At 61.3% G+C, this 12,098-nt stretch carries 12 protein-coding genes; 5 read left to right on the top strand and 7 right to left on the bottom strand.

The features are described from left to right. Positions 1 to 73: 73 nt before the first annotated feature. Positions 74 to 1,486, bottom strand: a complete 1,413-nt coding sequence (locus tag O8W32_08015) for an amino acid carrier protein (protein ID WII09106.1) — start codon at positions 1,484 to 1,486, stop codon at positions 74 to 76. A 221-nt stretch (positions 1,487 to 1,707) separates the two neighbouring features. Continuing rightward, positions 1,708 to 4,041 carry a phosphoenolpyruvate synthase gene (gene ppsA, locus O8W32_08020; GenBank protein ID WII09107.1) on the bottom strand — a complete coding sequence of 778 codons (2,334 nt, stop codon included), beginning with the start codon at positions 4,039 to 4,041 and terminating at the stop codon, positions 1,708 to 1,710. Positions 4,042 to 4,279: 238 nt separating this feature from the next. Between ppsA and O8W32_08025 the strand changes: the two genes are divergently transcribed. The 5 genes from O8W32_08025 to O8W32_08045 all read left to right on the top strand — a co-directional run bounded on the left by O8W32_08025 (position 4,280) and on the right by O8W32_08045 (position 8,799). Then, positions 4,280 to 5,662 (top strand): ATP-binding protein, encoded by a 1,383-nt coding sequence (locus O8W32_08025; protein WII09108.1) that lies wholly within the window; start codon positions 4,280 to 4,282, stop codon positions 5,660 to 5,662. Between the two features lie 178 nt (positions 5,663 to 5,840). Beyond that, positions 5,841 to 6,398, top strand: a complete 558-nt coding sequence (locus tag O8W32_08030; GenBank protein ID WII09109.1) for a 2-oxoacid:acceptor oxidoreductase family protein — start codon at positions 5,841 to 5,843, stop codon at positions 6,396 to 6,398. Beyond that, positions 6,399 to 6,683, top strand: coding sequence for a 4Fe-4S binding protein (locus O8W32_08035; GenBank protein ID WII09110.1), 285 nt, complete (start codon positions 6,399 to 6,401; stop codon positions 6,681 to 6,683). Next, positions 6,680 to 7,855: a pyruvate ferredoxin oxidoreductase gene (porA, locus tag O8W32_08040; protein WII09111.1), complete on the top strand. Its 1,176-nt coding sequence runs from the start codon at positions 6,680 to 6,682 to the stop codon at positions 7,853 to 7,855. Before O8W32_08035 ends, porA begins: the two co-directional genes overlap by 4 nt. Next, a complete protein-coding gene (locus O8W32_08045; GenBank protein WII09112.1) occupies positions 7,852 to 8,799 on the top strand; it encodes a thiamine pyrophosphate-dependent enzyme in 948 nt (315 codons plus the stop codon). The genes porA and O8W32_08045 overlap by 4 nt, the downstream gene beginning before the upstream one ends. Before the next feature lie 210 nt (positions 8,800 to 9,009). Here O8W32_08045 and O8W32_08050 read toward each other — a convergent pair whose 3' ends face one another. The 5 genes from O8W32_08050 to pyrB form a co-directional block, all read right to left on the bottom strand. Beyond that, positions 9,010 to 9,747 (bottom strand): DUF92 domain-containing protein, encoded by a 738-nt coding sequence (locus O8W32_08050; GenBank protein WII09113.1) that lies wholly within the window; start codon positions 9,745 to 9,747, stop codon positions 9,010 to 9,012. Positions 9,748 to 9,821: 74 nt separating this feature from the next. Further along, entirely contained in the window at positions 9,822 to 10,088 is a 267-nt protein-coding gene (locus tag O8W32_08055) for a hypothetical protein (protein WII09114.1), read from the bottom strand. Beyond that, positions 10,085 to 10,612, bottom strand: a complete 528-nt coding sequence (locus O8W32_08060; protein ID WII09115.1) for an AAA family ATPase — start codon at positions 10,610 to 10,612, stop codon at positions 10,085 to 10,087. Before O8W32_08060 ends, O8W32_08055 begins: the two co-directional genes overlap by 4 nt. Further along, positions 10,609 to 11,088 carry an aspartate carbamoyltransferase regulatory subunit gene (pyrI, locus tag O8W32_08065; GenBank protein WII09116.1) on the bottom strand — a complete coding sequence of 160 codons (480 nt, stop codon included), beginning with the start codon at positions 11,086 to 11,088 and terminating at the stop codon, positions 10,609 to 10,611. The genes O8W32_08060 and pyrI overlap by 4 nt, the downstream gene beginning before the upstream one ends. Further along, positions 11,085 to 12,017, bottom strand: coding sequence for an aspartate carbamoyltransferase (pyrB, locus tag O8W32_08070; GenBank protein ID WII09117.1), 933 nt, complete (start codon positions 12,015 to 12,017; stop codon positions 11,085 to 11,087). Before pyrB ends, pyrI begins: the two co-directional genes overlap by 4 nt. Positions 12,018 to 12,098 lie beyond the last annotated feature (81 nt).

A 12,098-nucleotide genomic window follows, 5' to 3' on the forward strand; every position in this document is an offset into this window, starting at 1 on the left:
GTGTAAAAAATGGCATCGGCGGTATTTTTCCGTTCTGCTCATGCATCCCGGCCTGTGGGCCGGGGAAATGGTTTCAGTCTTCCTTCTTCCAGGCGGTTATCCCGCTCTGGTCGGAAAGGCACGAGGGGTCGAAGACGGGCTCCTCCACGCCCTCCTTCTTCTGCCTCCGGTAATCCCGGAAGGCCTCTGCGCCGCGGCGGTACAGCTTCAGGATCAGGTAGGCGTTGAAGAACGCGCAGACCGCCATCATCACGTCGAGCGCGATGAACGCGTAATCCGAGGAGATCCAGCTGAAGACGAAGACGACGATGATCACCAGCAGCTTGAGCCCCAGCTTGGCCGCCTTATGGTCCCCGAACATGAGCAGGTTGCCCTCGGCCACCACTATGTCGGACATGAGGCAGGTGAACGCGAAGACGAACATGAACACGGTCAGCAGCGCCGGCGCGAGACCGCTTCCGATGGTGTCCTTGAAGACCTCCTGGAGGCAATCGATGGAGTCTCCGTCCCCGCCGATGAACGCTCCCACGTCCGCATAGGACAGGAAGACAAGGGCGGTCAGGGTGCTGACCAGGGTGTCGACCAGGACGCCGAACGCCTGGGTGTAGCCCTGCTGGGCAGGGTGCTTGACATCGGCGATGGAGGACAGGTTGGTGATGGTGCCGATACCTGCTTCGTTGGACCACACTCCCCTCCTGAGGCCCCACATGATCGCTGTTCCGATCCCTCCGCCGATGACTGACGGCGGGGAGAGGGCGTCGCCGAAGATGCTGCCGAACGCGTCGAGTATGCCGTCGCCGCTGAGGGCGATGGACACGATGCACATGACGAACCAGCCGAGCGCCATGGCCGGGACGATCCATACCGACATGTCGGCCACGCGGTACACGCCGAGGAACACGATCACCGCGGCCAGGGAGGTGATGAAGATCGCAGTGAACCACTGTCCGTCGATGTCGTGCTCGTCGAAGAGGCCGTTGAGCGCCTCGGCCATGGACACGGCCTCGCCGGAGACGTACCCTACGAGGTACATCAGGATCATGATGAACGCCAGGGCCAGGCCGAGCTTCTTCATGCCGAGCCCGTGGAACATGGTGTAGGCCGGGCCTCCGCGGAATCCTCCGTCCTCTTTCGGCGTCTTGTAGATCTGGCCGATGGTGGTCTCCAGGAAGCTCGTGGCCATGCCGATGGCGGCGAACACCCACATCCAGAAGATCGCTCCGGCCCCGCCGGCGATGATGGCCGTCACCGGCCCGGCAATATTGCCGACGCCGATGCGCGAGCCCATGCTCATGCAGAAGACATGGAACGAGGAGATCTTCCCCGGGCGGGGTGTTTTGTTCAGGTCGAAGGTTGTGCGCACCATCTCCCCGAGCCCGCGGAACTGGACCCCTCTGAGGAGGACAGTGGCGAGGACCCCGATGGCGGCTATTACAGCAAAGGCGATGTACCAGATGTAATCGTCGATCGAATAAAGCGAATCCACTAACGACATGGGATGCCTGGTGCGGATAGCATGACGTATTAATCACCCTTGTCATTAAAATGTTAGAATAATGCGGAATCCGAAGACACAATTGCGGAAACGCGATAAAATCTATACGATAATCGCAGATGAGCCAGGACGTCCGCGGATGCCGCAGAGCGACCGGTCAGGAACAGAAGGAGACCGGCCCTAAGGGCCGGGGAAAAGGTTTCAGGGCCTGCTCACTGGGTCCTTTCCCTTACGGCCCTGAGGAGCATCCTCTGCTCTGCGGAAGCGATGATCCTCTTCGTCCTGACGAAGGTGTCGGGGTTCAGGGAGATGCAGTCGATCCCCTGCTCCACGAGGAACTCGCAGAACTCGGGGTAGACGGAGGGGGCCTGCCCGCAGATGCTGACGTGGTTGCCGTTGGCGTGGGCGACCTTGATGAGGTGGCTGATGGCGGCCTTCACGCCGGGGTTCCTCTCGTCGAAGTAGCCCATCTTCCCGAGGATGTCGGAGTCCCTGTCGCAGCCCATGGTGAGCTGGGTGAGGTCGTTCGAGCCGATGGAGAACCAGTCGCAGTACTTGCAGAACTCCTCGGCCATGAAGATGTTCACAGGCACCTCGGCCATGAAGTAGAGCTTGAAATCGGGGCCGCGGTAGAGGCCGACGGACTCCATCATGGCGGTGATCTGCTTGACCTCGCCGATGGTCCTGACGAAGGGCAGCATGACGTTGACGTTCTTCATGCCCATGTCGTCCCTGACCTTCTTGATGGCCTTCAGCTCGCACATGAACGCCTCGCGGTAGTTCTCGGAGACGTACCTGGAGCATCCCCTCCATCCGATCATGGGGTTGTCCTCGTTGGGCTCGAACTCGGCGCCGCCCCTCATGTCGCGGTACTCGTTGGTCTTGAAGTCGCTGGTCCTCAGCGTGACCGGCCTGGGGTAGAACGCCCTGGCCACTTTGGAGATTCCGTCCGCGAGCTTGTCGATGAGCTCCTGGGCCCTTCCCTCCTTGATGACAGCGAGCGGGTGCTCTCCGATGTAGTTAGTGAAGAGGAACTCGGACCTGAGCAGGCCGACGCCGTCGCAGGGCAGCTGCGCGACCTCCTCGGCCTTCGAGGGCATGGACATGTTGACCATGACCTTGGTCCCGGTGATCGGGACGGGCTCGGAGAACGCTGCGGGCGCGGCGGCGGACGGAGCGGACGCCTCCGGCGCGGCCTTCTTCTTGATCTCTCCGCGGTAGACGGTCCCGGTGGAGCCGTCGACGGTCACGACCTCGCCGTTCTTCAGGGTCTCGGTGGCCTCGCCGGTTCCGACGACGCAGGGGGTCCCGAGCTCGCGGGAGATGATGGCCGCGTGGCAGGTCATCCCGCCCTCGTCGGTGACGATGGCGACGGACCTGCTCATGGCGGGGACCATGTCGGGCATGGTCATCTTGGTCACAAGGACGTCGCCGTCCTTGATGACGTCCAGGGACATGCCAATGCTGTAGATGCAGACCTTCCCGGTGGCCATGCCGGGGCTGGCTCCGAGACCGGTGAGGACGACGTCGCCGCCGGCGATCTCTGCCTCGGTGGATTTCTCCTCGCTCCCGCTCCCGATGGCGGTGATGGGCCTTGCCTGGACCAGGTAGACCTTGTCGTCCTCGATGCACCACTCCATGTCCATGGGCCTGTTGTAGTGGATCTCGACCTGCCTTCCGATCTCGGCGACCTCGAGGATCTTGGCATCGGTGATCTTCTGGACCTTCTGGAGGTCCTGGGGGATGTCCTCCTTGACCGCGCCGCCCTGGGGGCCGCGGATGTACTTCCAGGTCTGCTTGGAGATCCTCTTCTTCGTGATGGCCATCTTGGACTTGTCGATCTGGAAGGTGTCGGGGGTGACCTCGCCGCCGACAACCGCCTCTCCGAGCCCGTAGATGCCCTCGACGATGATGTTCTTCGCTCCGTTGTGGGGGTCCACGGTGAACATGATCCCCGAGTATTCGGAGTTGACCATCTTCTGGACGACGACGGCCAGCTTGACGTCCTCGTGCGAGTATCCCTGCTTCTCCCTGTAGGAGATGGCGCGGGCGTTGAAGAGGGAGGCCCAGCATTTCCTGATCTTGTCGAAGAGGTCCTTCTCGTCCTTGACGTTCAGGTAGGTGTCCTGCTGCCCGGCGAAGGACGCATCGGGGAGGTCCTCGGCGGTCGCGGAGGACCTGACCGCAACGAACCCTTTCTTCCCGTCCAGGAGCAGCTTGTAGTTCTCCTTGATCTGCTTCTTGAGGTCGGCGGGGATCTCGTGCTGGGCGAAGAGGTCCTGGATCTTCTTGGATGCCGCTACAAGGGTGTCGTCGGAGTCGGGATCGACCTCCTTGATGGCCTCCATGATCTTCGGCATGATTTTGCTGGATTTTATGAAATAATCATAAGCAACAGTGGTCAGTACGAAGGCGTGGGGCACCGGGAACCCGGAGGAGGTGAGCTCTCCGAGGTTAGCTCCTTTCCCTCCGACGACGGGGACGTCGCCGACGCGGAGCTCGTTCGAATCAATGATCATCCTTTTCTCGATATTAGAGTCGACCATGGAAATCGCCATTCTGGAACTGGTTTCGCGGCACTCGCCGCACTGAATGAGAAATCCTGTTCAGGCGCTTATAAAGCTGATGGGGGACGCACGTTCTTAGGTGGTCTCAGAAGGGGGTTCTGCGGCTGTTTTCCATCTTTCCGAAGGGTGTTCGGGGGATTTCCGCGGTGTTTCCCAAAAAATATAATTATTAATATAATAATACAAATTATATAAATCTCGGTCTCGGAGGCCCGCCATGCCCGAAGCTCTTGTCGGAAGGAGGAAGGAGATGCTGATCCTGGAGAACCAGTTCCGTTCCGAGGGGTCGTCGCTGGTAGCGGTCACCGGCAGGAGGCACTCCGGGAAGACCGCGCTCCTCACTTACTTCGCGTCCAGGCACCCCAACACCCTCTATTTCCCGGCCAGGGAGGAACCGGCATCCAGGAACCTCGCGTACTTCAGGCGCGCTGCCGGAGAGTTTCTCAATGATCCTTCGGCGGCCGCCGATGCCGACTGGAACCGCACGTTCAGGGCGCTGGTGGGCGGGAGGAGGTCGCAGAAGGTCGTGGTCATCATCGATGACTTCGACAGGATAGGCAGGAAGGACCCTTCGTTCCCGCCTCTGGTCCGCTACATCTGGGACACCGTCCTGAGGAATTCGCGCACCATGCTGGTGCTGAGCGGTTCTTCTTTCGCTGAAATGGAACGTCAGGTGACCGATTACGATGCGCCTCTCTTCGCTGCCATGACCGCCCGCATAGACGTGCGTCCGCTTGCATACGAGGCATGCCGCGAGCTCCTGGGCGGAGAAAAGGCGGGGAACGCACTGGAATACTACGCGGCCGCCGGCGGGACCCCGCTCTTCCTGAAGCGTCTGGCCCTGCATCAATCCGTCTCCGAAGGAATCTCGGAGGAGCTGCTGGTGCCCGGGGGCTCTCTCTGCAGGGAGCCGATGGAGGCCCTCCGCGCGGAAGTGGCCGATCCAGGCGTCTACGTATCCGTCATGACCTCGATAGCCACCGGGCACCGCCGCCTCCTGGACATCTCAGAGGACCTGGGCATCCCGCAGACGGGGCTGACCAGTTACCTTGCCAACCTGGTCTCGGCGGGGATCGCCGAGAGGGAGGTCCCGGTCCCGGGAGGAGGTAAGAAGGGGAGGTACTGCCTCTCAGACTCCCTGTCGGAGATATGGTTCGGCTGCGTCAATCCGAATCTGGCACTGCTGGAGACCGGGCGCAGGTCCGCGCTCACGGCGATGATAAGCGCCAAGCTGAGGGACGACATGGTGCCGAGGGCGTACCGCCGGGCATGCACCGAGAGGCTGTGGGAGATGTCGTCGTCCGGCGTCTGGGACTTCGCGCTCACCGAGGCGGGCGGATGGTGGGACCGCGAGGCGGAGATCGGGGTCTGCGGCTATGATGCGTCCGGGAGGAACCTAGTCGCAGGCGACTGCTCCCTGCGGGGTCGCCCAAAGGGGCTGCAGGACATTGAGGAACTGGAGGCGGCATCGGAGAGGGCGGCGCGCCAGCTCCGTGCCGGGGCGGTGTACTGGGTGATATTCTCGCCGGACGGCTTCGATCGGGAGTTGGAGGCCAGGGCCGCCTCGGACCAGCGTATCCGCCTGGTGCCTCTGGAATGATATTAGGGGAGCCTAAGAATATTGGTGTTTTACGTAATCAGTTCTACGGAAAACGTAAACTTGAACATTCCATCCGTCAGAAATGGGCATTTTTTCTGCGAAATCCTACGAAAAACACAGCATTCCATATACAAGGGTTTAAATGATATGGCATAATCTTCGGTCAAGGTTGTTCTAAATGGACACAGAGATTTGCTGGCACGGAAGAGGCGGTCAGGGTGTCGTCACCGCGAACGAGATCCTCGCCGAATCTGTCATTTATTCCGGAAAGTACGTCAAGGCGTTTCCCGAGTTCGGGCCGGAGAGGATGGGCGCACCCATCAGGGCCTTCGCCCGCATCTCCGACCAGCCTGTCAGGGTCCATACTCAGGTCTACGAGCCTGACATCGTCATCGTCATCGACCCCACCCTGATCGGCAAGGTCGATGTGGCTAAGGGCCTCAAGAAGGGGGGTTTCATCCTCGCCAACTTCGAGGGCACCCCCGCCGAGCTCCAGAAGGCCATCGGCACCTCTGCTGAATGCCACACGGTGAACGCATCCAAGATCGCCCTGGAGGAGATCGGGAAGAACCTCGTCAACACCGCGATGCTCGGGGCCCTCATAAAGATCAAGCCCATCATCCCCTACAGCGAGATGGAGGACCACATCACGGACAAGTTCACCGGGAAGCTCTCGGACAAGCTGATCGTGAAGAACCTCGCCGCCCTCAAGAGGGCATACGAGGAGGTGCAGTAAATGGTCAACCTAGCAGGATACAAGGATCTCATCATTGGCAGCAGGGTGATCGAGCCCGGGAACTCCGAGAAGTTCCACACCGGCGACTGGCGGTCCATGGTCCCCGTCATCGACCCCGACAAGTGCATCGACTGCCTTACCTGCTGGATCTACTGCCCTGACAACTGCATCCTCACCCAGGACAACAGGGTCACCGGCATCAAGCTGACCCACTGCAAGGGATGCGGCATCTGCGCCAAGGCATGCCCCAGGCAGGCCATCGTCATGAAGGAGGACATCGAATGAGCAGCAAGGTCGGAAAGGACATCGCCATCAACGGCGACGGCGCCGTCGCCCTCGCCTGGAAGCAGATCAACCCCGACGTGTGCGCGGCCTACCCCATCACCCCGCAGACCATCATCGTCGAGGATTTCGCCAAGTACGTGGCCAATGCCGAGGTGGATACCGAGTTCGTGGACGTCGAGTCCGAGCACTCCGCGCTCACCCTCTGCACCACCTCCTGCGCTGCCGGCGCCAGGACCTTCACCGCCACCGCGTCCCAGGGACTCGCCTACATGTGGGAGATGCTCCCGATCACCGCGGCCATGAGGACCCCGGTCATGATGGCCGTCGCCAACAGGACCGTCAGCGGACCTATCAATATCAACAACGACCACGGCGACGTCATGTCCGCCAGGGACACCGGATGGCTCTCCATCTTCGCGGAGAACGTCCAGGAGGCCTACGACATGAGCGTCATCGGCCCCAAGATCGCCGAGAACCCCGAGGTCCAGCTTCCTATCCTCGTGAACCTCGACGGTTTCATCCTGACCCATGCCATCGAGAGGATGACCCCCCTCGAGACCGATCAGGTGAGGGCTTTCGTCGGCCCGTTCAAGCCGTTCCACCCGCTGCTGGACACCGACCACCCCACCACCCACGACCTGATGGACGGACCTCTGTTCTACTTCCCGCACAAGTACCAGATGGTCATGGCCATGGAGAAGGCCAAGTCCGTCGCCCAGGACGCCTTCGACGAGTTCGCGGAGATCTCCGGAAGGCAGTACCATCTAGTCGAGCAGTACATGTGCGACGACGCCGACACCGTGGCCATCGTCCTCGGTTCCTCCTTCGGCACCATGAAGGAGGCCGTCGACAGGCTCAGGGGCGAGGGCATGAAGGTCGGAGTGGCCATGCCCAGGGTCTTCAGGCCCTGGCCCGCCGAGCAGATCGCCAAGCTCATCGACGGCAAGAAGAACGTCATCGTCATGGACAGGCACCTGAGCATCGGAGCCTACGGCCCGATGTTCCCCGAGGTCTGCGCCGCGGCGACGCTCAACTCCAAGGTCCCGAAGATGTACAACTTCATCTACGGTCTCGGAGGGGCCGACACGCAGGTATCTGACTTCATGGGCGTCTTCAAGGAGGCGTCCGAAGGAAGGGCTGCCAAGGTCAACTATGTGGGGGTGCACGAATGAGCGGACTTTCACTGAAGGAGCTCAACAACATACCCGAGAGGCTGGCCTCCGGGCACAGGCTCTGCGCCGGATGCGCGGAGTCGATAATCGCCAGGCAGGTCCTCATGGGGACCGAGAAGGACGTCGCGGTATCGGTCTCGACCGGATGCTTCGAGGTCTCGACCACCATCTTCCCGTACACATCCTGGAAGGTCCCGATGGTCCACACCGCCTTCGGTAACGGGGCCGCCGCCTGCGCCGGCCTCGAGACCGCCTACAAGTCCCTGAAGAGGCAGGGGAAGACGGACAAGGACATCAAGTTCGTCAACTTCGCCGGAGACGGTGCGACCTACGATATCGGCCTGCAGTCCCTGTCCGGCGCCATGGAGAGGGGGCACGAGATGGTGTACGTCTGCTTCAACAACGAGGCGTACATGAACACCGGCATCCAGAGGTCCTCCGCCACCGAGAGGGGAGCATCCACCACCACCTCGTGGAACGGGTCCGTCTCCTACGGAAAGAAGGAGTACCCCAAGGACATGACCGCGGTCATGGTCGCGCACGGCATCCCGTACGCCGCCCAGGCCGCCCCGCATGCCTGGAGGGACATGGTCACCAAGGCCAACAAGGCGTTCGAGTGCGGAGGCCCTGCCTTCATCAACGCCCTGTCGCCCTGCCCCAGGGGATGGAGGTTCGCCCCCAGCGACACCATCGCTATCTCCAAGCTGTCCGTCGAGTGCTGCATCTGGCCTCTCTACGAGGTCGTCGACGGCGAGTATTCGATGTCCGCCGAGTCCAGGAGGATCGCCGAGAACCCCGACCTGAAGAAGCCCATGTCCGACTGGTTCGCGAGCCAGGGCAGGTTCAGGCACCTCAAGGACGAGAGGTGGGCGCCCGTCGTGGAGGAGATCCAGAAGGACGTCGACAAGAAGTGGGCGAAGCTCCAGAAGCTCTGCGGGCTCTGAGAGTTCGGACAAAACCTTTTCGAGGGCCCGGATCCCCGGGCCCCCGGCGGCATTGCCTTTCGGTTTTAGGCATGCCGTCCGAGATGTTTTTCGATGCAATCCCGGTGTGCTCTGCTTAATTTGTATAAACGGCCGGAACCGAGACGCCGGCACTATGGATGAGAAATCTTGGAGTGGCTGGTATCGGAACCTATTCCGGGGCCTGCCGTTTCATGCGGCCGCGAAGTAGATCAGAAACCCTACGGCCCCGCCGGCGAAGGCGGTGACGCAGTTGTTGCCATACTTCGAGATGAGCCCTTTGTTCTCGAGAACCGCCCCGACGACGCTGTCGAGGAGGTTCCCGATCATCCCGCAGACCGCGGGGATGAGGAAGAGGAGATCGAAGTCCCCGAAGACGAAGAACCACGCGATGAAGGCGTAGATGAAGACAGCGATAAGGGAGGACAGAAGACCCAGGCGGGAGATTCCGCCGTTGATACCGGGCTCTGTGCGCTTCATGGTGGTGATCATCCACACCTTGTCGTCTAGCACCCCGATCTCGCTGGAGACCGTATCGGCCATGGAGACGGCCACCGCTGAGATGAAGGCGCAGGCCAGAAGGTCGGCCGTGTCTCCGCCGCCGAACGTGCTGTCGGTGAGATTGACGAGAGCGATGGCCGCAGGTGCCAGGCCCACGCCCAGGATGTTCAGGGCAGAACGCTCGCCTTTCTTCCCTTCCTGGAGTCCTTTCTCCTCCTTCTTGCCGATATCGATCATGGTCGCGGCGAAGGCGACGGCCGGGAAAACCAAATATGCCAGCAGCCACCAGATCGAGCCGCAGAGCCCTATGATGCATGCTGAGACGAAGGCTGCGGCGGCGCCGTCCTTGGTCAGCAGGCCCCGGCGGAAGGCCACTGCTGACAAGACAGCAGATAAAGCCAATATAGCCAGAGCCTCGAGCGCATCCATGCCAGGAGATTGACGTCATCGTATATAACGAGGCACTGGCCTTTATGCCGGGATTCGCTGGCACATCGGGGGCTTCAGCGGACCTTCTCCAAGAGCTCGGTGGCGTCGGAAATGCATTTGGCGCGGTCGGTCTGCGGAAGGAACATGACCTTCCCCTGGGAATAGAGGGTGGTCTCCATCCCGTTCCAGTCGAAGACGAGCATCATCTCGTCCCTCTCCTTGATCGTACAGCCCTCCGCCTCCAGTATCTTCGCGGCCCTGTCCATGTCGATGTCCAGGATATCGGCGGAGATCGCCATGAGCGCCTTGCCCCCGCAGAGCCTTGCCGTGGTGAACCTCATAGCAGGGACCCCAGCAGCTGCGCGGACCTGGAGCGGAAATCCTCGAGGGAGGACATGTTCTCGATGGTGAGGTCGGAAAGGGCTATGACCTCGGCGGACCCCCAGGATATCTCGCGGGCGTCGCGGGCATCGAACTCCGCCATGTTCCGGGGAGCGTCCTCCCTGCCACGCTTCACCAGTCTGGCATATCTGGTCTGCGGGGAAGCGTGGACGGAGACCACGGTCACCTCTCCGTGCTTCCGGAAGGCTCTGACCTCGTCCATGCTGCGGCATCCGTCGATCATGAAAACATCTCCCTCGGCCTTTTCGACGGCCCTCTTCGCCCAGATGTCGGTCCCGCGCTCATTGCGTTCGTTCCCTGCGAACTCGCCCATGCCGATCCCGCGGGCCTCGGCCCCGGATGCGGCATAGAACTCCCTGACCAGGTCCCCCATGCGGACGAAGGGGATGCCGGCCGCCCGGCCAGCGGAGAGGAACTCCTCCTTCCCGGCCCCGGGCATGCCGGCGACGACTATCATCTTCATAGAAGGTTTTCCGAGATGTTGTTGAGGGTGCGGTCGCAGTACACGCACCTCAGCTTCGGCGGGTTCCTGCACTCGACCCAGAACTTGGGGGAGACAGGCTCGCCCTTGTTGGTGATGCAGTTCGGGTTGCTGCACCTGACAAGCCCCTCGACCTTGTCGCCGAGCTTGACGTCGTACTTCTCCGCGACGTAGTAGTCGCGGATGATGGAGATGGTGGCCTCGGGGGCGAGGAGGGCGATCTTGCTCACCTGGGTCTCATCGAGCTCGATGTCCTCGATCTTCACGATGTCCTTCCATTTCTTCCCGGGCTTCTCGGTCCTGACGTGCATGCCGATGCTGATCCCGGAATCAATGTTGTTCTCGTTCACGCCGAGGATCTTCAGGACGTTGAGCGCCTGCCCGTTCTCGATATGGTCTATTACGGTGCCGTTCCTGATCGGCGGGATCTTGATCTCCATGTCCTCTGCTTCGTTCATATCTCTCCCCCCAGTATGGAGCACAGGATGGCCATCCTGACCGGCACGCCGTTGAACGCCTGCTGGAAGTAGCGGGCGTGCGGGGTGCTGTCGACCTCCGTCGCGATCTCGTTCACCCTCGGGAGAGGGTGCATGACGATCATATCGTCCTTGGCGTTCCTGAGCATGGCGTTGTCGATCCTGTACGTCCCGGCGACCTTCTGGTATTCCGCAGGGTCGGGGAACCTCTCCCTCTGGATCCTGGTGACGTAGAGGACGTCGGCGTCGCCGATTACGTCCTCCAGCCTGTCGGTCCTGCGGGGGTTGCAGCCGTGGCTCTTTATCCTGTCGACGATGTCCTGGGGCATCTGCAGGCTGTCGGGGGCGACCAGGGTGAGATGGACGCCGAAGTTGGTGAGGGCCTGCGCCAGGGTGTGCACGGTGCGTCCGTACTTCAGGTCGCCCACCATGGTGACGTTGAGGCCCTCGAGCGATCCCTTGGCCTCCTTCATGGTGAAGAGGTCGAGCAGCATCTGGGTCGGATGAGATCCGGCGCCGTCGCCGGCGTTTATGACCGGGTTCTCGGAGACATCCGCGGCCAGCCTGGCGGCCCCCTCGTAGGGGTGCCTGAGCACGATGACGTCGCAGTAGGCATCGACCATCCTGATGGTGTCCGCCAGCGTCTCTCCTTTGGCGATGGAGGTCATGGACATCTCGGACACGTCGATGACGTCGCATCCGAGGCGGTAGGCCGCGCTCTCGAAGGACAGCTTGGTCCGGGTGGACGGCTCGAAGAAAAGGTTGCCGAGGATCTTTCCGTCCAAGGCGCGTTTGACCTTCTCCCCTCTCGCATAGGGGACCATCTTCTTCGACAGGTCGAGGATGTACTCTATCTGGTCCTTGCTCAGGTCCCGGATGGAGACGAGGTCCTTGTCATAAAGCGATTCCATGGATGCTGATGGACGACGCGCGTATTAACCCTTTACCTGCAGGGACCGGACGGACGCCCCCAGGCTCATTTTCTTATAAAT

Source organism: Methanomassiliicoccales archaeon LGM-DZ1, from assembly GCA_030168595.1.
In the GTDB taxonomy this organism is placed as follows: Archaea; Thermoplasmatota; Thermoplasmata; order Methanomassiliicoccales; family Methanomethylophilaceae; genus Methanomethylophilus.

Bases quoted from the DNA above. Each gene is read 5' to 3' on its own strand.
- O8W32_08035 (WII09110.1), top strand. From the start codon at position 6,399: ATGGTCAACCTAGCAGGATACAAGGATCTCATCATTGGCAGCAGGGTG.
- pyrI (WII09116.1), bottom strand. From the start codon at position 11,088: ATGAACGAAGCAGAGGACATGGAGATCAAGATCCCGCCGATCAGGAAC.
- porA (WII09111.1), top strand. From the start codon at position 6,680: ATGAGCAGCAAGGTCGGAAAGGACATCGCCATCAACGGCGACGGCGCC.
- O8W32_08060 (WII09115.1), bottom strand. From the start codon at position 10,612: ATGAAGATGATAGTCGTCGCCGGCATGCCCGGGGCCGGGAAGGAGGAG.
- O8W32_08050 (WII09113.1), bottom strand. From the start codon at position 9,747: ATGGATGCGCTCGAGGCTCTGGCTATATTGGCTTTATCTGCTGTCTTG.
- O8W32_08055 (WII09114.1), bottom strand. From the start codon at position 10,088: ATGAGGTTCACCACGGCAAGGCTCTGCGGGGGCAAGGCGCTCATGGCG.
- pyrB (WII09117.1), bottom strand. From the start codon at position 12,017: ATGGAATCGCTTTATGACAAGGACCTCGTCTCCATCCGGGACCTGAGC.
- ppsA (WII09107.1), bottom strand. From the start codon at position 4,041: ATGGTCGACTCTAATATCGAGAAAAGGATGATCATTGATTCGAACGAG.
- O8W32_08025 (WII09108.1), top strand. From the start codon at position 4,280: ATGCCCGAAGCTCTTGTCGGAAGGAGGAAGGAGATGCTGATCCTGGAG.
- O8W32_08045 (WII09112.1), top strand. From the start codon at position 7,852: ATGAGCGGACTTTCACTGAAGGAGCTCAACAACATACCCGAGAGGCTG.
- O8W32_08030 (WII09109.1), top strand. From the start codon at position 5,841: ATGGACACAGAGATTTGCTGGCACGGAAGAGGCGGTCAGGGTGTCGTC.